General features: G+C 65.6%; 19 protein-coding genes. 7 read left to right on the top strand and 12 right to left on the bottom strand.

Going from position 1 to position 20,632, the window contains the following annotated elements:
- Positions 1-49: 49 nt before the first annotated feature.
- The 6 genes from AC07VU_RS24960 to AC07VU_RS24935 all read right to left on the bottom strand — a co-directional run bounded on the left by AC07VU_RS24960 (position 50) and on the right by AC07VU_RS24935 (position 7,846).
- Positions 50-994, bottom strand: coding sequence for a choline ABC transporter substrate-binding protein (locus AC07VU_RS24960; protein ID WP_457276534.1), 945 nt, complete (start codon positions 992-994; stop codon positions 50-52).
- Positions 995-1,136: 142 nt separating this feature from the next.
- Entirely contained in the window at positions 1,137-1,760 is a 624-nt protein-coding gene (locus tag AC07VU_RS24955; protein ID WP_101338172.1) for a LysE family translocator, read from the bottom strand.
- A gap of 52 nt (positions 1,761-1,812) precedes the next feature.
- The gene (locus tag AC07VU_RS24950) at positions 1,813-2,652 is read right to left on the bottom strand and encodes an AraC family transcriptional regulator (protein WP_274303388.1); all 840 of its coding nucleotides are present in this window, start codon (positions 2,650-2,652) and stop codon (positions 1,813-1,815) included.
- Positions 2,653-2,727: 75 nt separating this feature from the next.
- Positions 2,728-3,369, bottom strand: coding sequence for a DUF1345 domain-containing protein (locus tag AC07VU_RS24945; RefSeq protein ID WP_009044169.1), 642 nt, complete (start codon positions 3,367-3,369; stop codon positions 2,728-2,730).
- Between the two features lie 178 nt (positions 3,370-3,547).
- Positions 3,548-6,676 carry a multidrug efflux RND transporter permease subunit gene (locus tag AC07VU_RS24940; protein WP_053261448.1) on the bottom strand — a complete coding sequence of 1,043 codons (3,129 nt, stop codon included), beginning with the start codon at positions 6,674-6,676 and terminating at the stop codon, positions 3,548-3,550.
- Between the two features lie 12 nt (positions 6,677-6,688).
- Positions 6,689-7,846, bottom strand: a complete 1,158-nt coding sequence (locus AC07VU_RS24935; protein ID WP_037034818.1) for an efflux RND transporter periplasmic adaptor subunit — start codon at positions 7,844-7,846, stop codon at positions 6,689-6,691.
- Positions 7,847-8,062: 216 nt separating this feature from the next.
- Between AC07VU_RS24935 and AC07VU_RS24930 the strand changes: the two genes are divergently transcribed.
- Positions 8,063-8,764 (top strand): response regulator, encoded by a 702-nt coding sequence (locus tag AC07VU_RS24930; RefSeq protein WP_009044166.1) that lies wholly within the window; start codon positions 8,063-8,065, stop codon positions 8,762-8,764.
- A 4-nt stretch (positions 8,765-8,768) separates the two neighbouring features.
- Entirely contained in the window at positions 8,769-10,070 is a 1,302-nt protein-coding gene (locus AC07VU_RS24925; protein WP_007926529.1) for an ATP-binding protein, read from the top strand.
- A gap of 65 nt (positions 10,071-10,135) precedes the next feature.
- Here the strand turns inward: AC07VU_RS24925 and pncA are convergent, their stop codons facing one another.
- Both pncA and AC07VU_RS24915 read right to left on the bottom strand, forming a co-directional pair.
- On the bottom strand, positions 10,136-10,798 hold the full coding sequence (gene pncA / locus AC07VU_RS24920; protein ID WP_274303384.1) for a bifunctional nicotinamidase/pyrazinamidase: 663 nt from the start codon (positions 10,796-10,798) through the stop codon (positions 10,136-10,138).
- A gap of 78 nt (positions 10,799-10,876) precedes the next feature.
- Positions 10,877-11,137, bottom strand: coding sequence for a hypothetical protein (locus AC07VU_RS24915; protein ID WP_274303382.1), 261 nt, complete (start codon positions 11,135-11,137; stop codon positions 10,877-10,879).
- A gap of 145 nt (positions 11,138-11,282) precedes the next feature.
- On the opposite strand from AC07VU_RS24915, the gene AC07VU_RS24910 reads away from it, so the two are divergent.
- From AC07VU_RS24910 to nudC, 3 genes are all read left to right on the top strand, one after another.
- Positions 11,283-12,065, top strand: coding sequence for a class I SAM-dependent methyltransferase (locus AC07VU_RS24910; RefSeq protein WP_007926533.1), 783 nt, complete (start codon positions 11,283-11,285; stop codon positions 12,063-12,065).
- Between the two features lie 114 nt (positions 12,066-12,179).
- A complete protein-coding gene (locus AC07VU_RS24905) occupies positions 12,180-12,992 on the top strand; it encodes a crotonase/enoyl-CoA hydratase family protein (RefSeq protein ID WP_495030675.1) in 813 nt (270 codons plus the stop codon).
- Between the two features lie 6 nt (positions 12,993-12,998).
- On the top strand, positions 12,999-13,829 hold the full coding sequence (gene nudC, locus AC07VU_RS24900; protein ID WP_009049279.1) for an NAD(+) diphosphatase: 831 nt from the start codon (positions 12,999-13,001) through the stop codon (positions 13,827-13,829).
- An 85-nt stretch (positions 13,830-13,914) separates the two neighbouring features.
- Here nudC and AC07VU_RS24895 read toward each other — a convergent pair whose 3' ends face one another.
- Both AC07VU_RS24895 and AC07VU_RS24890 read right to left on the bottom strand, forming a co-directional pair.
- Positions 13,915-14,694 (bottom strand): TSUP family transporter, encoded by a 780-nt coding sequence (locus tag AC07VU_RS24895; protein ID WP_009044159.1) that lies wholly within the window; start codon positions 14,692-14,694, stop codon positions 13,915-13,917.
- 138 nt (positions 14,695-14,832) lie between these two features.
- Positions 14,833-16,071 carry an acyl-CoA dehydrogenase family protein gene (locus AC07VU_RS24890; protein ID WP_495030674.1) on the bottom strand — a complete coding sequence of 413 codons (1,239 nt, stop codon included), beginning with the start codon at positions 16,069-16,071 and terminating at the stop codon, positions 14,833-14,835.
- A gap of 378 nt (positions 16,072-16,449) precedes the next feature.
- On the opposite strand from AC07VU_RS24890, the gene sfnG reads away from it, so the two are divergent.
- Positions 16,450-17,544 carry a dimethylsulfone monooxygenase SfnG gene (sfnG, locus tag AC07VU_RS24885; RefSeq protein WP_495030673.1) on the top strand — a complete coding sequence of 365 codons (1,095 nt, stop codon included), beginning with the start codon at positions 16,450-16,452 and terminating at the stop codon, positions 17,542-17,544.
- Positions 17,545-17,639: 95 nt separating this feature from the next.
- Here sfnG and AC07VU_RS24880 read toward each other — a convergent pair whose 3' ends face one another.
- Positions 17,640-18,119 carry a nuclear transport factor 2 family protein gene (locus AC07VU_RS24880; RefSeq protein ID WP_053261441.1) on the bottom strand — a complete coding sequence of 160 codons (480 nt, stop codon included), beginning with the start codon at positions 18,117-18,119 and terminating at the stop codon, positions 17,640-17,642.
- Positions 18,120-18,173: 54 nt separating this feature from the next.
- The gene (locus AC07VU_RS24875) at positions 18,174-18,752 is read right to left on the bottom strand and encodes a TetR/AcrR family transcriptional regulator (protein WP_457276530.1); all 579 of its coding nucleotides are present in this window, start codon (positions 18,750-18,752) and stop codon (positions 18,174-18,176) included.
- Positions 18,753-18,958: 206 nt separating this feature from the next.
- On the opposite strand from AC07VU_RS24875, the gene pssA reads away from it, so the two are divergent.
- Positions 18,959-20,302, top strand: a complete 1,344-nt coding sequence (gene pssA, locus AC07VU_RS24870; protein ID WP_007932925.1) for a CDP-diacylglycerol--serine O-phosphatidyltransferase — start codon at positions 18,959-18,961, stop codon at positions 20,300-20,302.
- Positions 20,303-20,632 lie beyond the last annotated feature (330 nt).

Here is a 20,632-nt window from a genome sequence, read left to right as displayed (position 1 = left end):
GGAAGAGGGCCATCGCGAGCTGGCTCGCGATGAGACCGGCAGGACGCCACTATTTCAGGCTGGCCTGCATCGCCGTCACGCCGTCCTTGCCCTCGAAGCTGCTGACCCCGGCCAGCCAGCGTTGCAGGTCTTCGGGGTGTTCGCGCAGCCATTGCCGAGCCACGTCCTGGGGCGTCTTGCGTTCCATTATCGGCACCATCAACTGGCTTTCCTGGGCCGCGGTAAAGGTCAGATTCTGCAGCAGGCGCTGGACGTTGGGGCAGCGCTCGGCGTAGTCCGGCGCGGTGACGGTAGATACCCTGGCCGCGCCTTCGTTGGGGCCGTAGACGTCTTCGCTGCCGGTCAGGTAGGTGATCCGCATGTTGATGTTCATCGGGTGCGGGGTCCAGCCGACGAAGACCACGAACTCCTTGCGGTTGATCGCCCGTTGCACCGCCGCGAGCATGCCGGCCTCGCCGGACTCCACCAGCTTGAAGCCCTTGAGGCCGAAGCGGTCGCTGTCGATCATCGTCTTGATGGTGGTGTTGGCGCCGCTGCCGGGCTCGATGCCATAAATCTTGCCGCCCAGTGGCTCCTTGAAGCGGGCGATGTCGGCGAAGGTCTTCAGGCCCGCGGCGGCGACATAGTCCGGCACGGCGAGGGTGGCCTGGGCGTCGGCCAGGCTCGGCTGGTCCAGGACCTTGACCTGCCCGGCCTCGAGGAACGGCGCGATGTTCTTGTCCATCGCCGGTTGCCAGTAGCCGAGGAAGATGTCCAGGCGCTTGTCGCGGATGCCGGCGAAGATGATCTGCTGCACGGCGCTGGTCTGTTTGCTGTCGTAACCCAGGCCGGTCAGCAGCACGTCGGCCATGCCGCTGGTGGCGATGACGTCGGTCCAGTTGACCACGCCCATGCGCACGGTCTTGCAGGAGGCGGGCTCGCTGGCCCAGGCATTGGCGCTGAGGAGCAGGGCGCCACAGAGCAGCGGGAGACAAGGCTTGAACAGGGTTTTCATCGGAGGGTCTCGTTCGGCAGGTCGTTATTGTCAGAGGCGGCGTCTTTAGTGCGCCGTGCCCACCACTTTAGGTAACCCTGATCGTTATGAAAGCGCCCTGAGGCGACTGGCTTTTGCACTGGGGCGACGGCGGCCAGCCCCTTCAGGCCCACAGGCTCGCCCAGGCCGAGACCAGCAGCAACAGTGCCATGCCCTGGTTGAAACGCTGCAGGGCCAGCGGCGAACGCAGCAGCCGGGCGGAGCCGGCGCCGAGCAGCGCCCAGGCGCCGAGGCAGGGCAGGGACACCAGGAAAAACACCAGCGACAGGTACAACACCTGATCCTGGCGTTCGCTGCCGTTGCCGGCGAACACACTGATCACGGCCAGGGCCATCATCCAGGTTTTCGGGTTGACCAGTTGCAGGCTGGCGGCGCCGAGCAGGCCCAGGCGCCGGTGGTGGGTGTCCGCTTGTGGGTCGAGGGACGCGGCCGGGGCACGGAAGATCTGCCAGGCCAGGTAGCTCAACCAGATCACCCCGGCCCAGCGCATGGCGCTCGGCAGGCCGGGCACTTCCATCAGCGTGCGGCCGAGGCCGCTGCCCACCAGCACGACAATGCCGGCGGCGGCCACGCAGGCGCCGACAACGATCGGCAGCGCGGCCTTGAACCCGTAGCGGGCGCTGTTGCTCAGCACCAGGATATTGGTCGGCCCCGGGGTGATCGAGGCCACGAAGGCGAACAGCAGAAAGGGCAGCAGGCTGGGCAGGGAAGGTAAGAAGGAGAACATCGTGAGCAGGCTCCAGTGAAGATCGAGGGAGGCGATCTTCGCCGGTGCGGGTTCAGGCGTCTGGAAGGTTTGAGCAGCGCTTGCGGTAGGCCGCCGGGGTCAGGCCATAGGCGCGGACGAACCAGCGGCCCATATGGCTCTGGTCGGCGAACCCCAGGGCCATGGCCACCTCGGCCGGCTGTTCGCCGCGGGCCAGCAGGCGCCGCGCCTTGGCCAGGCGCAACTGCACCAGGTAGGCGTGGGGCGGCAGGTCATAGGCGGCCTTGAAGGCGCGGGTCAGGCGGAAGCGGTCGACGCCGCAGACCGCGCCCAGCTCGTCCAGGCTGATGTCCTGCTGGGCGTGGGCATGCAGGTAGTCGCGGGCCTTGTGCGCCACCAGGGGCAGGCGCGGGTCTGCGTGGTGGCGCTTGCGCCAGTGCAGGTGGCCGGTGAGCTGGTCGAGCAACTGGTCCATGGCGCTCTGGCGGACGATGCGCAGCTCGCCGTGGTGCAGGCTGTGGAAGGCATTGCTGGTGGCCAGGGCCAGGCGCTGGTCGCTGGCCAGGGTGGTGGCGAAACTCAGCTGGCTGTCGGCCGGCGCCTCTTCGAACAGCGCGCTCAGCTCACGCTCCAGCCAGTGCGGGTCGAGGTAGAGCATGCGGTAGGTGAAGCCGCTTTCGGTGGGGGCATCGCCGTCATGGATTTCCCCGGGCTCGAGCAGGAACACCTTGCCCGGGGTGCTGTGAAAACGCTCGCGCCGGCAGTGGAATTGCTGCACGCCTTCTTCGGTCACGCCCACCAGGTAGCTGTCATGCCAGTGAGGGTCGTAGGCATGACCGGTGAAATGGGCGCGCAGGGTTTCGATGCCGGTGTCGGCGTCCTGGGCCAGATCGATCCAGTTGTGCGCGTTCATGAAGTGTCCGTGGCAAGGGCGAGCGTGACAGTTAGCGCCCGCCGGCCAGGGCGGGTCTAGAAGATTTGTGCGACTTCAACCGAACAGCCCGGCGGCGATGTTGATGGAAAACCCGAGGATCGCGGTGTTGAACAGAAAACCGATCAGCGACTGGGCCAGGACGATCTTGCGCAGCTCGCGGGTGGCGACGCCGACGTCGGAAGTCTGCACCGCCACGCCGATGGTGAAGGAGAAGTACAGGAAGTCCCAGTAATTGGGGGTGGTCAGGCCTTCGGGAAAACGCAGCGCCGGGTCCTTGCCGCCCCAGGTGTAGTAGAGGCGGGCGTAGTGCACGCTGAAGATCACCCCGATCAGCAGCCAGGAGCCGATCACCGTGAGGCCGGTAAAGGCGTAGTGCAGCAGGCGCCGGCCGGTTTCCAGGTCCTTGCTGCCGGACAGCGAGAGGGTGATGGCGGCGAGGCTGGCGATGGCCGCGATGCAGACCATGAACAACACCAGCCCGGCGTTTTCGTCCTCGACCTCGGCAATGCGTTTCACATCGTCGGCCTTGGACCGCGCGGTGAGCCAGCACATCAGCGCCAGGTAGCTCCAGACCCCGGCGTTCCAGCCGATGAGAATCTTGCTGATCAGGGTGTCGGCCGGCACCAGGACGCCCGCGGCCAGGCCGATAAGGGCGCCGATGGTCAGGCGAGGGTGGGTACGTACAAGAAGGGACATGGCGACTCGCAGTGGCGGATTTGCCGCAAACCTTAGCATGCCGTCGCCGCAGGGGCGGTGGCCCCTGCGGTTACATGACTCTTGTGGAGGAGCGAAGCTTGCTCGCGATGAGTCTTCAACGATGGCTTGATAAGCCTTCAACGATCACGCGGTACGCTGAAGACCCGCCGCCGCATGACTATTCGGCCGCTCCTGGTGCCGTGACGCTCACCGCCTGTTTGCCGTTGCGCCTGACCAGCCTCATCACCACCACGAAGAACACCGGCACGAATACCACCGCCAGGGTCGCGGTGATCATGCCGCCGATCACCCCGGTGCCGATGGCCTGCTGGCTGGCCGAACTGGCGCCGCTGGCGATGGCCAGGGGCACCACGCCGAGGATGAACGCCAGCGAGGTCATGACGATCGGCCGCAGGCGCAGGCGCGCGGCCTGCACCGTGGCGTCCACCAGGTCGTGGCCTTCGTCGTACAGGCTCTTGGCGAACTCGATGATCAGGATCGCGTTTTTCGCCGACAGGCCGATGATGGTGATCAGCCCGACCTTGAAGAACACGTCGTTGGGCATGCCGCGCAGGGTCACCGCGAGCACCGCGCCGAGCACGCCCAGGGGCACCACCAGCAGCACCGAGGTCGGAATCGACCAGCTCTCGTACAGCGCCGCCAGGCACAGGAACACGATCAGTAGCGACAGCCCGAGCAACAGCGGCGCCTGGCTGCCGGACAGGCGTTCCTGCAACGACAGGCCGGTCCATTCCTGGCCCAGGCCGGTGGGCAGCTGGCTGACCAGGCGCTCGATTTCCGCCATGGCCTCGCCGGTACTGTGGCCCGCGCTCGGCTCGCCGGAAATGCTGATGGCCGGGTAGCCGTTGTAGCGGGTCAACTGGGTCGGGCCCTGGGTCCAGCGCGCCTGGGCAAAGGCCGACAGCGGCACCATCTTGCCGAGGTTGTTGCGCACGTTGATCTTCAGCAGGTCTTCCACCTGGCTGCGTCGATCGCCCTCGGCCTGGACCACCACCCGCTGCATCCGCCCCTGGTTGGGGAAGTCGTTGATGTAGCTGGAACCGACCGCGGTGGACAGCACATTGCCGATGTCGGCAAAGGACACGCCGAGGGCATTGGCCTGCTTGCGGTCGACTTCCAGGTGCACCTGCGGCGCCTCGGCCAGGGCGCTTTCGCGCACGTTGACGAGGATCGGGCTCTTTTCCGCGGCGGCCAGCAAGTCGGTGCGGGCCTGCATCAGCGCGGCATGGCCGAGGCCGCCGCGGTCCTGCAGGCGGAACTCGAAGCCGCTGGAGGTGCCCAGGCCGTCCACCGGCGGTGGCAGCACGGCGTAGGACACCGCGTCCTTGATTTCACTGAAGGCGGCGTTGGCCCGGTCGGCGATGGATTGCGCCGAGTCGTCGCTGCCGCGCTGCGACCAGTCCTTGAGGGTGGTGAAGGTCAGCGCGGCGTTCTGCCCGCTGCCGGAGAAGCTGAAGCCGAGAATCACCGTGCTGTCGCCGACCCCCGGCTCGCTGGCGTTGTGCGCCTCGATCTGTTCCACCACCTGGATCGTGCGGTTCTTGCTCGCGCCCGGTGGCAGCTGGATGTCGGTGATGGTGTAGCCCTGGTCTTCCACCGGCAGGAACGAAGAGGGCAGGCGGCTGAACAGCAGCCCCAGGCCCACCAGCAGCACGCCGTACACCAGCAGGTAGCGGCCGCAGCGTTTCAGCGCATAGGCGACCCAGCGCTGGTAGCCGTCGCTGAGGTTTTCGAAGCGCCGGTTGAACCAGCCGAAGAAGCCGCCTTTTTCATGGTGCTCGCCCTTGGCGATCGGCTTGAGCAGGGTGGCGCACAGGGCCGGGGTCAGGGTCAGGGCGAGGAAGGCCGAGAACAGGATCGAGGTGGCCATCGACAGCGAGAACTGCTGGTAGATGACGCCCACCGAACCCGGCATGAAGGCCATCGGCAGGAACACCGCCACCAGCACCAGGGTGATGCCGACGATGGCGCCGGTGATCTGCTGCATCGCCTTGCGCGTCGCCTCCCTGGGCGACAGGCCCTCGCTGGCCATGATCCGCTCGACGTTCTCTACGACCACAATGGCGTCGTCCACCAGGATGCCGATGGCCAGGACCATGCCGAACATGGTCAGCACGTTGATCGAGAAACCCAGCGCCAGCATGGTGGCAAAGGTGCCCATCAGTGCCACCGGCACCACCAGGGTCGGGATCAGCGTATAGCGGATGTTCTGCAGGAACAGGAACATCACCGCGAACACCAGCAACATGGCTTCGCCCAGGGTATAGACCACCTTGGTGATCGAGACCTTGACGAAGGGCGAGGTGTCGTAGGGGATCTTGTATTCCACGCCGGCCGGGAAGTAGCGCGACAGCTCATCCATCTTCGCCCGGATCAGGGTCGCGGTGCTCAGGGCGTTGGCCCCCGGCGACAGCTGCACGCCGACCGCAGTGGAAGGCTTGCCGTTGAGGCGGGTGGAGAACTGGTATTCCTGGCTGCCGACTTCCACCCGGGCGACGTCGCCGATGCGCACGGTGGAGCCGTCCGGATTGGCCCGCAGGACAATGTCGGCGAACTCTTGCGGCGTCGACAGCTGGCCCTTGACCAATACCGTGGCGGTGATTTCCTGGCTCGAGCGGCTCGGCAGGTCGCCGATGCTGCCGGCCGAGACCTGGGCGTTCTGCGCGACGATCGCCGCGTTGACGTCGGCCGGGGTCAGGTTGAAGCCGATCAGCTTCTGCGGGTCGATCCACACCCGCATGGCGCGCTCGGCGCCGTACAGCTGGGCCTTGCCGACCCCGTCCAGGCGGCGGATCTCGTTCATCACGTTACGCGCCAGGTAGTCGCTGAGCGCGGTGTCGTCGAGCTTGCCGTCGCTGGAGGTGAGGGTGATCAGCAGCAGGAAGCCGGCCGAGACCTTTTCCACCTGCAGGCCCTGTTGGGTCACCGCTTGCGGCAGGCGCGGCTCGACCACCTTGAGGCGGTTCTGCACGTCGACCTGGGCCATTTCCGGGTTGGTGCCCGGCTGGAAGGTCGCGGTGATGGTGGCGCTGCCCAGGCTGCTCTGGGACGAGAAGTACAGCAGGTGGTCGGCGCCGTTGAGTTCTTCCTCGATCAGGCTGACCACGCTTTCGTCCACGGTCTGCGCCGAGGCGCCCGGGTACACGGCGTAGATCTCGATGCTCGGCGGGGCGACGTTGGGGTACTGCGCCACCGGCAACTGCGGGATGGAAAGGGCGCCCGCCAGCAGGATAAACAGGGCGACCACCCAGGCGAACACCGGACGGTCGATAAAGAATTGCGGCATGAGGGTTCCTACCTACTGTCCAGTGGTCTGGGCAAGGGGAAGAGGGCTGTCGTCGATCTGCACCTTTTCGCCCGGACGGGCGTGCTGCAGGCCCTCGACGACGATACGGTCGCCGGCCTTGAGGCCGTCGCTGACGATCCAGCGGTCCTGTTGCACGGCGCCCAGTTGCACCGGACGCTGCACCACCCGCTGCTCGGCATCCACCAGCAGCACCTGGGCGATGCCGGCGCTGTCGCGCTGGATGGCCCGCTGCGGCACGCTGATGCCCTGGCGGTTCACCGCCTGCTCCAGGCGTACGCGAATGAAGCTGCCGGGCAGCAGGTCGAGGTCCGGGTTGGGGAACTCGCTGCGCAGGATGATCTGGCCGGTGCTCGGGTCGACGCTGAGGTCGGCGAACAGCAGCTTGCCCGGCAGCGGGTAGAGGCTGCCGTCGTCCTGGATCAGCGTGGCCTTGGCCTGGTCCTGGCCGACCTGCTGCAACTGGCCGGCGCGGAAGGCCCGGCGCAGGTCGTTGAGCTCGCGGGTCGACTGGGTGAGGTCGGCGTGGATCGGGTCCAGTTGCTGGATCAGCGCCAGCGGCGTGGTTTCGTTCTGGCCCACCAGTGCGCCTTCGGTGACCAGGGCGCGGCCGACGCGCCCGGAAATAGGCGCGGTGACGGTGGCATAGCCCAGGTTCAGCCGGGCGCGCTGCACGGCGGCCTGGTTGGCGGCTACGTCGGCGGCGGTCTGGCGCGCGTTGGCCCGGGCGTTGTCGTATTCCTGGGCGCTGATGGCCTGGTCTGCGATCAACTGGGCGTAGCGCTGCTCCTGCAAGCGGGCCTGGAAAGCGTTGGCCTCGGCCTTGCGCAGGCTGGCCAGGGCGCTGTCGAGGTCGGCCTTGAACGGTGCCGGATCGATGCGAAACAGCACGTCGCCCTGCTTGACGTCGGTGCCTTCGCGGAAGGTCCGTTGCAGCACCACCCCGGCCACCCGTGCGCGCACCTCGGCGATACGCGGCGCGGCGATGCGCCCGCTCAGTTCGCTGCTGATCGACAGCGGGCGAGTCTCGACGGTTTCGATCCGGACCTTGGCCAACGGCGCCTGTTCTTCGGCGGTGGAGGCCTGGTCGCAAGCGCTCAGCGCGGCTGCCAGCAACAACAGGCAGAACGGCGCAAACAGGTTTTTCGACATGCTGATACCCCAATGATGACTGCGGCATGCTAAGGGCATGCCGCCAGGACCGCTGTGAAGCTGTGTAGGTGCTGTGTGAAAAAGTGTGAAACGAATGCTCGGGCGGGCGCGAGGTTGTATATCCTTTGTGCCTCGCTGATCGGGCGACGGCTTCCCAGGGAACATTCTAAGGAACGTTGTCGCTGTGTTTTTATTCACTCAAAGACTTCAATCCCCATGCCCAACATCCTTCTGGTCGAAGACGACTCCGCGCTCTCCGAACTGATCGCCAGTTACCTGGAGCGCAACGGCTATCAGGTCAATGTCATCAGCCGCGGCGACCAGGTGCGCGAACGGGCGCGGGTCAACCCGCCGGACCTGGTGATTCTTGACCTGATGCTGCCCGGCCTCGACGGCCTGCAGGTCTGCCGCCTGCTGCGGGCCGATTCGGCGTCGCTGCCGATCCTGATGCTGACCGCCCGTGATGATAGCCATGATCAGGTGCTGGGTCTGGAAATGGGCGCCGACGATTATGTGACAAAGCCTTGCGAGCCGCGGGTGCTGCTGGCGCGAGTGCGCACCCTGTTGCGCCGCAGCAGCCTCGGCGAGCCGCAGACCGCCAGCGACCGGATCCTCATGGGCAACCTGTGCATCGACCTGTCGGAGCGCACCGTGAGCTGGCGCGACCAGCTGGTGGAGCTGTCCAGCGGCGAATACAACCTGCTGGTGGTGCTGGCCCGGCATGCCGGCGAGGTGCTGAGCCGCGACCAGATCCTGCAACGCCTGCGGGGCATCGAGTTCAACGGCACCGACCGCTCGGTGGACGTGGCGATTTCCAAGCTGCGGCGCAAGTTCGACGACCATGCCGGCGAGGCGCGCAAGATCAAGACCGTGTGGGGCAAGGGTTACCTGTTCAGCCGTTCCGAATGGGAATGCTGAGTCGATGCTGAGAATCCTGATTCGCCTGTACCTGGTGACCATCGTCTCGTTCAGCGCGGCGATCTACCTGGTACCGGAGCTGGTGGTGAAGGTCTTCCACGAGCGTTTCGTCACTTACAACCTGGATTATTCCCGGGGCCTGCAGACCCTGATCGTCAAGCAGTTTCGCGGCGTGCCCTCGGAGCAGTGGCCGGCCCTGGCCGCGGAGATGGACCAGGAATTCCAGCCGCTGCACATTGTCCTGACCCGCAACGACGATGCCGATTTCACCCTGTACGAACGCGAACGCCTGCAACGCGGCGAGAACGTGGTGCGGGTCGGCGACTGGGGCTGGCGCACCCTCGCGGTGGCGCCGCTGGACGAGCAGATGGCGGTGCAGATGGTGGTGCCGCCGGACCCGATCGACGTCAGCCTGCTGTACTGGAGCATCAACGTGCTGATCGGCGCGACCATGCTCGCCTGCCTGTTGCTCTGGCTGCGGCCGCACTGGCGCGACCTGGAGCGCCTGAAGCACGCCGCCGAGCGTTTCGGCAAGGGCCATTTGAGCGAGCGCACGCAGATCCCCTCTAGCTCCAATATCGGCAGCCTGGCCAATGTCTTCGACACCATGGCCGGCGACATCGAGAACCTGCTGAACCAGCAACGCGACCTGCTCAACGCGGTGTCCCACGAGCTGCGCACGCCCTTGACCCGGCTCGACTTCGGCCTGGCGCTGGCGCTCTCCGACGACCTGCCGGCCACCAGCCGCGAGCGCCTGCAAGGGCTGGTGGCGCATATTCGCGAGCTGGACGAACTGGTGCTCGAGCTGCTGTCCTACAGCCGTCTGCAGATCCCGGCGCAGTTGCCGGAGCAGGTCGAGGTGTCGCTGGACGAGTTCATCGACAGCATCCTCGGCAGCGTCGACGACGAACTGGAATCCCCGGACATCGTCATCGATGTGCTGCTGCACGGCAGCCTGGAGCGCTTCAGCCTCGACCCGCGGCTGACCGCCCGGGCGATCCAGAACCTGCTGCGCAACGCCACGCGCTATTGCGAAAAGCGTATCCAGGTGGGGGTGCACGTCAGCGAGCGCGGCTGTGAAATCTGGGTCGACGACGATGGCATCGGCATTCCCGACGACGAGCGCGAGCGGGTGTTCGAACCCTTTTACCGCCTGGACCGCAGCCGCGATCGCGCCACCGGCGGCTTCGGCCTCGGCCTGGCCATCAGCCGCCGGGCCCTGGAAGCCCAGGGCGGAACCCTGACCGTCGAAGCCTCACCGCTGGGCGGCGCGCGTTTCCGCCTGTGGCTGCCGATGCCGGCCTGAGCCTCGCCGGGCACCCCCGGCGACGGGGAATGCCCGGCACACCGGCGTTTAGGGAAGGTGTTGCATCAGCACAATGCGGTCGGCTGCAGCTCGCTGGCCTTGATCAGGTTCACCCCCGCCGCGCGCATCTGCCGGGTGGCCTTGTCCAGCGAGCCGTCCATGTCGATGGCCCGGCAGGCGTCGACGATCACGAAGGTATTGAACCCCGCCGCCCGCGCATCCAGCGCCGACCAGGCCACGCAGTAGTCCAGGGCCAAACCCACCAGATACACCGTGTCGATGCCGCGCTGGCTCAGGTAGCCGGCCAGGCCGGTCGTGGTGCTGCGGTCCGCCTCGACGAAGGCCGAGTAGCTGTCGATATCCGGATTGCAGCCCTTGCGCAGGATCAACTGGGCGTGGGGCAGGTTGAGCTTGGGGTGCAGTTCGGCGCCACGGCTGGCCTGCACGCAATGGTCCGGCCACAGCACCTGCGGACCATAGGGCAATTGGATGATGTCGTTCGGTGCGTGGCCGTCGTGGCTGGAGGCGAACGAGATATGCCCGGCCGGGTGCCAGTCCTGGGCGATCACCACTTGCTTGAAGTGGCCGCCCAGGTGATTGATCAAGGGCACGATCTGGTCGCCTCCGGGCACGGCCAGCGCGCCACCGGGGATGAAGTCGTTCTGTACGTCGATGACCAGCAGCGCCTTGCGTGAGCGACGGCTGCTGGCGGTTTTGGCAGTAGGCATGTGCAAGCTCCCTGGGTTGAGCAATGAGTCCATTCTCCCAGAGCATAGCGTGCCCGTTCCATGGCGCCGTTCCGCCGGTCAGGGCGTGGAAATCGACTGACCTCGGGTCTTGCCGCCAGCGGCGATGGCCTCTTCGTAGCGGTCATGGGGGAGCAGGCCACTGGCCTGGTCGGTGCGGTCGGCGTCCGGTAGCCGGGTGGTGCGCTGGCTGACGCAGCGCTGGTTCTTGCTGTCCCAGACCTGGCCGTCCGGGCAGTTGGCGGCGACCGCCAGCAAGGTCGTCAGCAGGCCGCCGGCGAGCAGCAGCGGGGCGCCGAAGACGAGGGCAGGGATGTTCATCGCGCGGTCTCCATGCGGATAGCGGTCCCTCCATTAAAGGTCCATCGCCCTGGCCGCGCTGCCCAGACTGACAGATTTTTCATGCCGTCAGTCGCCTGGGCGGGGCTATGCTGGGCAGCACTGGCCAATGATCTGGAGCCGACCGATGAAAGACCCGCAACCTGCGATCCATCATGCTGCCGCCGACGGCTACAAGGGCGCGGCCGACACCTATGTGCGTGGCCGCCCGGACTACCCGCCGGCACTGGACCAGTGGCTGCGCACAAGCCTGGGCTTGCAGGCCGGCCAGGTGGCGGTCGATCTCGGCGCCGGCACTGGCAAGTTCACCGGGCGCCTGCTGGCGACCGGGGCGCGGGTGATCGCCGTGGAGCCGGTGGCGCAGATGCGCGCCAGGCTCGCCGCCAGCTATCCCCAGGCCGAAGCCCTGAGCGGCACCGCCACTGCTATTGCGCTGGCCGACGAATCGGTGGACGCCGTGGTCTGCGCTCAGGCCTTTCACTGGTTCGCCAGCCATGAGGCGTTGAGCGAAATCGCCCGGGTGCTCAAGCCGGGCGGCCGCCTGGGCCTGGTGTGGAACCTGCGCGATGCGCGGGTGCCGTGGGTGCAGCGCCTGGATCGGATCGTCAACGCCCTGCAAGGCGATACGCCGCGCTATTACACCGGGGCCTGGCGCCAGGCCTTTCCCCATCCGAGTTTCACGCCCTTGCAGGAGCAGCACTTTCGCAACAGCCACAGCGGCGCGCCGCAGAACGTGATTTTCGATCGGGTGCGCTCCACCAGCTTTATTGCGGCCTTGCCGGATGCGCAGAGGGCGGAGGTCGACCGGCAGATCGCCGCCTTGATCGCCGAAGAACCGGAGCTGCGGGATAAATGCGTGGTCAGCGTGCCTTACGAAACCGCGGCGTTCTGGGCCCACAAAATCCCCTGATTGCTTTTGCAGGAGAGAGCAGTCCCGGTTTTGGCCGATGCGCTGCCTTACTGCGCGGCACAGGCCCTTGCTATAGTTCGGGCCTCATTTTTTTGCCCGGTAAGGAATGCTGCCATGTCCGAATATCAAGCCTTTCGCGTCGAACTTGCTGACAACATCGCCCATGTGCAGATCAACCGGCCGGAAAAGATCAACTCGATGAACGCCGCGTTCTGGAGCGAGATCATCGAGATCTTCCGCTGGATCGACGACACCGACGCGGTCCGCGTGGTGGTGCTGAGCGGTGCCGGCAAGCACTTTTCCTCGGGCATCGACCTGATGATGCTGGCCGGCGTGGCCAACGAACTGGGCAAGGACGTCGGGCGCAACGCGCGCCTGCTGCGGCGCAAGATCCTGCAGCTGCAGGCATCCTTCAATGCCGTCGACAACTGCCGCAAGCCGGTGCTGGCGGCGATCCAGGGTTACTGCCTGGGCGGCGCCATCGACCTGATCGCCGCCTGCGACATGCGCTACGCCGCCGCGGACGCGCAATTCTCGATCAAGGAAATCGATATCGGCATGGCCGCCGATGTCGGCACGTTGCAACGTTTGCCACGTATCATCGGTGACGGCATGCTGCGCGAACTGGCTTACACTGGGCGCACCTTCGGCGCCGAGGAGGCGCGCAGCATCGGCCTGGTCAATCGCACCTACGCCGACAGCGAAAGCCTGCTCGACGGCGTGATGGGCATTGCCTGGGAAATCGCCAGCAAGTCGCCGATCGCCGTCAGCGGTACCAAGGAAATGATCAGCTACATGCGCGACCACTGCATCGACGACGGCCTGGAATACATCGCTACCTGGAACGCCGCCATGCTGCAATCCACCGACCTGCGCGTGGCCATGGCCGCCCATATGAGCAAACAGAAACCTGAATTTCTGGACTGATTGAACATGACTTCACGCTGGACCACCGCAGTACTGGATATCGACCTTCCCGGCGGCTGGGCCGTGGCCCGCGGCCCGCAGGGCTTTCTGTTCGACGACAACGGCGCGCTGTTCCCCCGCGAATGGCTCAAGCGCCAGGACCTGCCGATCCTCGCCGAGCACGGCATCGGCCACCTGGATGGCGAGCCGGTCTATCTGCTGGAACTCAAGAGCGTTTCCGAGGTGCCGGGCTGCAACTGGAAGGGCCTGCGGGCGTTCATGCTCGACGGCGATCACACCCTGTACAAGGTTCTGGGCTATGCCGCGCAGATCGGCACCTGGGCCCGCGAGCACCGCTTCTGCGGCAACTGCGGCCAGCCCATGACCCAGGTGATGCGCGAGCGGGCAATGTACTGTGAGCCCTGCGACCTGCGCAGCTACCCGCGGATTTCGCCGAGCATGATCGTGCTGATCACTCGCGGCGACGAGGTGTTGCTGGCGCGGTCGCCGCGTTTCGTCCCCGGGGTCTACAGCACCCTGGCCGGGTTCGCCGAACCGGGCGAATCGGCCGAGGACTGCCTGGTGCGCGAGGTGCGCGAAGAGGTGCAGATCGAGGTCAAGAATATCCAGTACATCGGCAGCCAGTGCTGGCCGTTCCCGCATTCGATGATGCTGGGTTTTCATGCCGAGTACGCCGGTGGCGAGATCGTGCCGCAGGAAGACGAGATCGAGGATGCACAGTGGTTCAACGTACATGCGTTGCCGCCGCTGCCGGCGTCACGCTCGATTGCCCGTTACCTGATCGATCTGTATGTGGCGCGGCGCCTGGGCTTGGCGGAGCCTGTATTGCCGGGTTGAGCCCCGGCTGGAAGCAAGCTGGAAGGAGCTGGAAACAAACAGCGCGGGCGAATCCATTGGGTTCGCCCGCTGTCGTTTCAGTGGGTCAAACGGCGCTGAACCAGTGCTGCCAGGCCAGGCGCACGGTCAGGCCCAGGACCACGGTGATGAACACCGGGCGAATGAATTTCGCGCCACCGCTGATGGCGGTGCGGGCGCCGAAGAAGGCGCCGACCATCAGCGAGAGGCCCATGCTCAGGCCGATGGCCCAATCCACCTGACCGGAGAAAATGAAGATCGACAGCGCCGCCGCGTTGCTGACGAAGTTCATGCTGCGCGCCACGCCGCTGGCCTTGACCAGGTCGATGGGGTAGAGCAGCAGGCTGCTGACGGTCCAGAAGGCGCCCGTGCCGGGGCCGGCCACGCCGTCGTAGAAACCGAGGCTGAAGCCCTGGGTCGATTGCCACTTTTTCTTGATCGGCGCCTCGCTGTCCAGCGGCGCTTTCGGCGTGCCGCCGAACAGCAGGTACACGCCACAGGCGAAGACGATCACCGGCAGCATCTTGTTCAGCCATTCGGCCGGCAGGTAATGGGCCACCACCGCGCCGGTCAGCGCACCCACCAGGGTGCCGACTATGGCGTGGGTCCATTGCCGCGGGTGGAACAGCTTGCGCCGGTAGAAGGTGAAGCTGGCGGTGGCCGAGCCAAAGGTCGAACTCAGTTTGTTGGTGCCCAGTACCAGGTGCGGCGGCAGGCCGGCGGTGAGCAGCGCCGGGGTGGTGAGCAGGCCGCCGCCGCCGGCAATGGCGTCGATAAAGCCGGCAATGAAGGCGACGAGGGCCAGAATGGCGAGGGTGGTCAAATCTACGCTGAGTTCGAAAGGCATGGGATCGGCTTATTTCGGCGGGGCGCAGAAGAGCTGCGCGAAGGGTCGGTATCTTACCCATAACCTTTCACGACCGCGACCGTCCCCATTCTGTAGGAGCGGCCGGTCGACGCTCCTAGGTTGAGGGCGGTGAGGCTGTTATTGGCGCTCCGGCCCGTTGCCGATCTGCCACACGAACGGCGGTTCGCTGCCATTGATCAGCCAATCGCCGACGATGCGCGCCTTGTAGATCACCGGGTTGTGCGACGACAGGGTACGGGCGTTGCGCCAGTGGCGGTCGAGGGCCTTGCCCTGGCGGATATCCGAAGCGCCCAGGGCATTGAACAGCTCGCTGGTGGCGCGCTGGATCAGCTCGGTGACCACCACCTGGGCCGTGGCGGACTGGATTTCCGCGGCGACATTGGCTGCCCGCTCTGCCTCGTCATTCCCGGTAAAACGTGCCAGGTACGCCTGCTGCGCCGGTTCCGCCGCGCGCACCGCGCTGGCCTCGGCGGCGTACACCAGGGCCGAGATTTCCCCGACCACCTGCTGCACCTGGGCATCCTCGCTGACCCGGGGCGCGTTGCCGTGGCTGTAGATGCGCTTGCGCGCGCGCACCTCGTGGGCCACATCGCGCACCGCGGCGCGGCCGACGCCCGCCAGTGTCGCCAGCAGCACCAACTGATAGAACGCGGTCTGGTATTTGAAGCGGGTGGCGAAGTCGATAAGGTTCTCGGCCTCCACCTCGGCATCGACAAAGCGCGAGGTGCCGCTGCCCGTGGTGCGCTGGCCGAAGCCGTCCCAGTCGTCGCTCTGCACGATGCCCGGCTGGCGGGTGCGCACCGCGGCGATCACGTCGCCACCGGTGTCGCTGCGCCGGGCGTAGACATCGATCCAGTCGGAGAAAATGCTCCCGGTGCTGTAGAACTTTTCGCCGTTGAGCCGCCACTTGTCGCCGGCCGGCGAGACCTGGGTGATCACCTCGCCAATGGCCACGCTACCGATCTCGGTCCAGGCGCAACCGACGATGTCGCCCTCGACGAAACGCTTGAACCACAGGTCCCGTGCCGGGCCCGGGGCAGCGTTGAGGCGGTCCTCGGCAAAGGCGAAATGCCCGCGCAAGGCTTGCGGCACGTTGGAGTCGGCCTCGGCCAGTTCGATCAGCAGCTGGAACAACTGCGGCAGGGAGGCGCCGCCGCCACCGTATTCCACCGGCACCCGCACCGCGCCAAAACCGGCTTCCTTGAGCCACCCGATCGCCTCGTACGGCAGGCTGCGCGATTGCTCGCGCTCCACCGCGCCGGCGGCGATCCGCTTGAAGATCGGGCGGAAGCGCCCGGCCAGGGCTTCGTAGTCGACGCCTACGGACAATGGATTGATTACCTGGTGTTCGGTCATGGGCACAGCTCCTTCTCGGCAATAAATTGGCTCGGCAGTGAAAACGTGGTTTCTGCGGAGGGGATTGCACGGTCCGTGCCGGGAGGCGGGTGGCTGTAATCAGCGGGCCGGGCGCAGGGCGGCTGGTCGGTAACTGTTGCCCAGCCAACAGCGCATCAACAAATCGACCTGTTCAGGCGGGTTCGACGGTCTACCTGTAGCCGCTGCCGCAGGCTGCGAAAAGGCCCGAAGGGCCTTCCTGCGTCGGTACAGGCAGCGTCTGCTGCGCAGCCGATCGCAGCCTGCGGCAGCGGCTACAGAGGCGCGCGGCCCTGGAGTTTTCCGGCTGGCACGGTTGCTGCTCTGCTCCCCGGACACTTCAGTCGCGAGGACACGCCAATGAGTCAGCAAGCCGTCAAATTTGCCTACTGGGTACCGAACGTCAGCGGCGGGCTGGTGGTCAGCAAGATCGAGCAGCGCACCCACTGGGGCATCGACTACAACCGCAAGCTGGCGCAGCTGGCCGAGGCCGCCGGGTTCGAGTACGCCCTGACCCAGATCCGTTTCACCGCCGGTTACGGCGCCGAGTTCCAGCATGAGTCCGTGGCGTTCAGCCATGCGCTGCTGGCCGCCACCGACAAGCTCAAGGTGATCGCGGCGATCCTGCCCGGCCCCTGGCCACCGGCGCTGGCGGCCAAGCAGCTGGCGACCATCGACCAGCTGACTAATGGCCGGATCGCGGTGAATATCGTCAGCGGCTGGTTCAAGGGCGAGTTCCAGGCCATCGGCGAACACTGGCTGGAGCACGACGAGCGTTATCGGCGTTCCGAAGAGTTCATCCGTTCCCTCAAGGGCATCTGGAGCCAGGACAACTTCACTTTTCGTGGCGACTTCTATCGCTTCGACAACTACAGCCTCAAGCCCAAGCCGCTGGGTCAGCCGGAAGTGTTCCAGGGCGGCAGTTCCCGCGCCGCGCGGGACATGGCGGCACGCGTCTCCGACTGGTATTTCACCAACGGCAACACGCCGGAAGGCATCAAGGCCCAGGTCGACGACATCCGCGCCAAGGCCGCGGCGAACAAGCATTCGGTGAAGGTCGGGGTCAATGCCTTCGTGATTGCCCGTGACACCGAGGAGGAAGCACATGCGGTGCTGGCCGAGATCATCGACCAGGCCGATCTGGAAGCGGTGAACGCCTTTGGCGACGCAGCGAAACAGGCGGGCAAGGCATCGCCGGAAGGCGAGGGCAACTGGGCCAAATCCACCTTCGAGGACCTGGTGCAGTACAACGACGGGTTCAAGACCAACCTGATCGGCACGCCGCAGCAGATCGCCGAGCGCATCGTCGCCTTGAAGGCCGTGGGCGTGGACCTGGTGCTGGCGGGGTTCCTGCATTTCCAGGAAGAGGTGGAGTACTTCGGCAAGCGTGTGTTGCCACTGGTGCGCGAGCTGGAAGCCAAGGCGGCGCTGAAGCGCGAGGATGCCGCGGCTTGAGAGGGATAATTGCAGGAGCGCAGCGTGCTCGCGATAGCGGTTTGTCGGACAGACCGCAGTGCCGGCATCGCGAGCAAGCTCGCTCCTACAAGGGGTTACAGGCCCAGGTCGGACAGCCCCGGATGGTCATCCGGGCGCCGGCCCAGCGGCCAGTGGAACTTGCGCTCGCTTTCCTTGATCGGCATGTCGTTGATGCAGGCGTAGCGGTTGGCCATCAGGCCGTGCTCGTCGAATTCCCAGTTCTCGTTGCCGTAGGAACGGAACCAGTTGCCCGAGTCGTCGTGCCATTCGTAGGCGTAACGCACGGCGATGCGGTTGTCGGTAAAGGCCCAGAGTTCCTTGATCAGGCGATAGTCCAGCTCCTTGGCCCATTTGCGGGTCAAAAAACCCTTGGCTTCTTCACGGTTGTGGGCGAACTCGGCGCGGTTACGCCATTGGGTGTCCAGGGTGTAGGCCAGGGACACCCGCTGCGGGTCGCGGGAGTTCCAACCGTCTTCGGCCAGGCGGACCTTTTCAATGGCCGATTCGCGGGTGAAAGGGGGAAGTGGCGGACGAACTTCAGCGTTAGATGACATTTAAAGTCTCCAATGAAAGTTGAGGTTCAGCAGTGTCGAACTTGTTTTAAACGATTACAGGTCCAATAACTTTCGCGCCATGCATTGCGCATTATCGGCGGCACTGCGATCACCCATCACAAGTGCAACGGTAATGGCGCCGTCAATCAGGATCAGCAGCTGTCTGGCTTGCTCCTCCGGATCTTCGGTGCCGGGTTTTTCCGAGGCGTATTCCTTGCAGAGCTCGAACACGTAGTCGAACAGTTTCTGTTTGTGCGTCCTGGCCACCACCCGTACCGGGTCCTGCGGGTCGCCGGTCTCGCCGCTGGTATTGATGAAGGCGCAGCCGCGAAAGTCCTCCGAGGCGAACCAGCCGCCCAGCACCGTGAACAGGTTGAGCAGGCGCGCGGCCGCGGTCGGGGCCTTGTCCACTTCGCTGCGAAACCAGTGCATCCAGCGCAGGTCGCGGCGTTGCAGGGCGGCCACCACTAGTTCGTCCTTGGTGGTGAAGTAGCGGTAGATGCTCTTTCTGGAGACGCCGGCGGTCTTCACCAGAAGATCCATGCCCGTGGCGGCGATGCCACTTTTATAGATCAACTTTTCGGTGACATCCAGAATGATGTCGCGTGTGTCGTTGCTAGTGATTTCGTTCATGTTGCGTACAGTAGAACGATCGTTCTCCTTGGTCAATAAGTTATTTTCGATCGATGAATTTATTGTCGCGGCCCATCCCGTCACCCGCGCTTGCGCGGCAGGCGCGAGAGGGCAGGCGACAAATCTTCACAGCGCCCCGCAAGACCCGGGCCGGCACCTTGGTGTAAGCTCTTGCGCTCTTTTGGATTCGACCTTCTGCGAGCCCTATGCCGTCGCTTTTCAAACGTTCCCTGCTGCCCAAATTGCGCAGCTTCCCGCTGGCTGCCGATGACCTGTCCATTCTCAATGGCGCCGCCGAATTCCGCCGTTGCCTGCTGGAGAAGATCGCCCAGGCCACCCGGCGCATCTATATCGTCGCGCTGTACCTGCAACAGGACGAGGCCGGCCAGGAAATTCTCGATGCCTTGCACGCCGCCAAGGCCGCGCGTCCGGAGCTGGACGTGGTGGTCGTGGTCGACTGGCTGCGCGCCCAGCGCGGGCTGATCGGCGCCGGCAAGCAGCCGGGCAACTCGGCCTGGTACCAGGAAATGACCCGCACCCACGAAAGCGTAGTGCCGGTGTACGGCGTGCCGGTGCAGACCCGCGAGCTGTTCGGCGTGCTGCACCTGAAGGGTTTCGTGATCGACGATTGCGTGATTTACAGCGGCGCCAGCCTGAACAACGTGTACCTGCACAAGTTCGACAAATACCGCTTCGACCGCTATCACCTGTTGCACAACCGCGAGCTGGCCGACTCCATGCAGCACCTGGTCCAGCATGGCCTGGTGGCGTCGCGGGCGGTGCATCGCCTGGACCTGCCGAACCTGCCGACCACCCGCAGCCTGCGCAACGACATCGGCGACCTGCGCAGCCGCCTCAAGCACGCGGCCTACGACACCAGTGCCGGCGGGGTGCTCAAGGACCAGTTGTCGGTCAGCCCGCTGCTCGGGGTGGGCAAGAACAACCCGCTGAGCCGGGTCATCTGCGAACTGATCGCCAGCGCCCAGCAGCAACTGACCATCTGCACGCCGTACTTCAACTTGCCGCTGGCGGTGACCCGGGAAATCAACCGCGCCCTGGCGCGCGGGGTGAAGATCGACATCATCGTCGGCGACAAGACCGCCAACGACTTCTACATTCCGCCGAGCGAGCCGTTCAAGGTCATCGCCGCGCTGCCGTACCTCTATGAGATCAGCCTGCGGCGCTTCGCCAAGCGGCATCAGAAGGCCATCGACAGCGGCCGCCTGAACCTGCACTTGTGGCGCGATGGCGACAACACCTACCACCTCAAGGGCATGTGGGTGGACCAGCGCTACACCTTGCTCACCGGCAACAACCTCAACCCGCGGGCCTTTCGCCTCGACCTGGAAAACGCCTTGTTGCTCGACGACCCCAAGGGCGAGTTGCTGGAACCGCGGCGCCAGGAGCTGGAAACGATCTTCCGCCACACCCGGCGCATCGAGCACTTCCAGCGCCTGGAAACCCTGGTGGACTACCCGGCGGCCGTCGGCAAGTTCCTGCGCCGGGTCAGCCGGGTGCGGATCGAGCGGTTGCTCTACCGCATCCTCTGAGGTCCGCGGCGAACGATCCACGATGGGGTCGTTCTTGCTGGCCCTGAAGCCCCTGCGGGGCTTATCGCAGCCTGCGGCAGCGGCTACACGAAGCCAGGTCCCGCCTGTAGCCGCTGCCGAGCCCGCGAGGCTGCGATAAGGCCCGCAGGGCCTTCGTCTTGAGATCGCCGCGCCTCTTCGGGACGTACGCAGCCCTCGGCAGCGGCTACACGAAGCCAGGCCCCGATCCTGTAGCCGCTGCCGAGCCCGCGAGGCTGCGATAAGGCCCGCAGGGCCTTCATCGGTCCTGAGATCGCCGCGCCCCTTCGGGACGTACGCAGCCTGCGGCAG

This window comes from Pseudomonas sp. GW821-FHT02B10, assembly GCF_059421865.1.
The sequence above is the reverse complement of the archived record's forward strand: the minus strand, read 5'-3'. Positions and strand labels throughout refer to the sequence as shown.

What these genes read in the sequence shown, in the direction of transcription:
- AC07VU_RS24905 (WP_495030675.1), top strand. Translation starts at nt 12,180, where the DNA reads ATGTCCGAATATCAAGCCTTTCGCGTCGAACTTGCTGACAACATCGCC.
- AC07VU_RS24880 (WP_053261441.1), bottom strand. Translation starts at nt 18,119, where the DNA reads ATGTCATCTAACGCTGAAGTTCGTCCGCCACTTCCCCCTTTCACCCGC.
- AC07VU_RS24950 (WP_274303388.1), bottom strand. Translation starts at nt 2,652, where the DNA reads ATGAACGCGCACAACTGGATCGATCTGGCCCAGGACGCCGACACCGGC.
- nudC (WP_009049279.1), top strand. Translation starts at nt 12,999, where the DNA reads ATGACTTCACGCTGGACCACCGCAGTACTGGATATCGACCTTCCCGGC.
- AC07VU_RS24940 (WP_053261448.1), bottom strand. Translation starts at nt 6,676, where the DNA reads ATGCCGCAATTCTTTATCGACCGTCCGGTGTTCGCCTGGGTGGTCGCC.
- AC07VU_RS24890 (WP_495030674.1), bottom strand. Translation starts at nt 16,071, where the DNA reads ATGACCGAACACCAGGTAATCAATCCATTGTCCGTAGGCGTCGACTAC.
- pssA (WP_007932925.1), top strand. Translation starts at nt 18,959, where the DNA reads ATGCCGTCGCTTTTCAAACGTTCCCTGCTGCCCAAATTGCGCAGCTTC.
- AC07VU_RS24910 (WP_007926533.1), top strand. Translation starts at nt 11,283, where the DNA reads ATGAAAGACCCGCAACCTGCGATCCATCATGCTGCCGCCGACGGCTAC.
- AC07VU_RS24925 (WP_007926529.1), top strand. Translation starts at nt 8,769, where the DNA reads ATGCTGAGAATCCTGATTCGCCTGTACCTGGTGACCATCGTCTCGTTC.
- AC07VU_RS24915 (WP_274303382.1), bottom strand. Translation starts at nt 11,137, where the DNA reads ATGAACATCCCTGCCCTCGTCTTCGGCGCCCCGCTGCTGCTCGCCGGC.
- AC07VU_RS24935 (WP_037034818.1), bottom strand. Translation starts at nt 7,846, where the DNA reads ATGTCGAAAAACCTGTTTGCGCCGTTCTGCCTGTTGTTGCTGGCAGCC.
- sfnG (WP_495030673.1), top strand. Translation starts at nt 16,450, where the DNA reads ATGAGTCAGCAAGCCGTCAAATTTGCCTACTGGGTACCGAACGTCAGC.
- AC07VU_RS24960 (WP_457276534.1), bottom strand. Translation starts at nt 994, where the DNA reads ATGAAAACCCTGTTCAAGCCTTGTCTCCCGCTGCTCTGTGGCGCCCTG.
- AC07VU_RS24895 (WP_009044159.1), bottom strand. Translation starts at nt 14,694, where the DNA reads ATGCCTTTCGAACTCAGCGTAGATTTGACCACCCTCGCCATTCTGGCC.
- AC07VU_RS24945 (WP_009044169.1), bottom strand. Translation starts at nt 3,369, where the DNA reads ATGTCCCTTCTTGTACGTACCCACCCTCGCCTGACCATCGGCGCCCTT.
- pncA (WP_274303384.1), bottom strand. Translation starts at nt 10,798, where the DNA reads ATGCCTACTGCCAAAACCGCCAGCAGCCGTCGCTCACGCAAGGCGCTG.
- AC07VU_RS24955 (WP_101338172.1), bottom strand. Translation starts at nt 1,760, where the DNA reads ATGTTCTCCTTCTTACCTTCCCTGCCCAGCCTGCTGCCCTTTCTGCTG.
- AC07VU_RS24875 (WP_457276530.1), bottom strand. Translation starts at nt 18,752, where the DNA reads ATGAACGAAATCACTAGCAACGACACACGCGACATCATTCTGGATGTC.
- AC07VU_RS24930 (WP_009044166.1), top strand. Translation starts at nt 8,063, where the DNA reads ATGCCCAACATCCTTCTGGTCGAAGACGACTCCGCGCTCTCCGAACTG.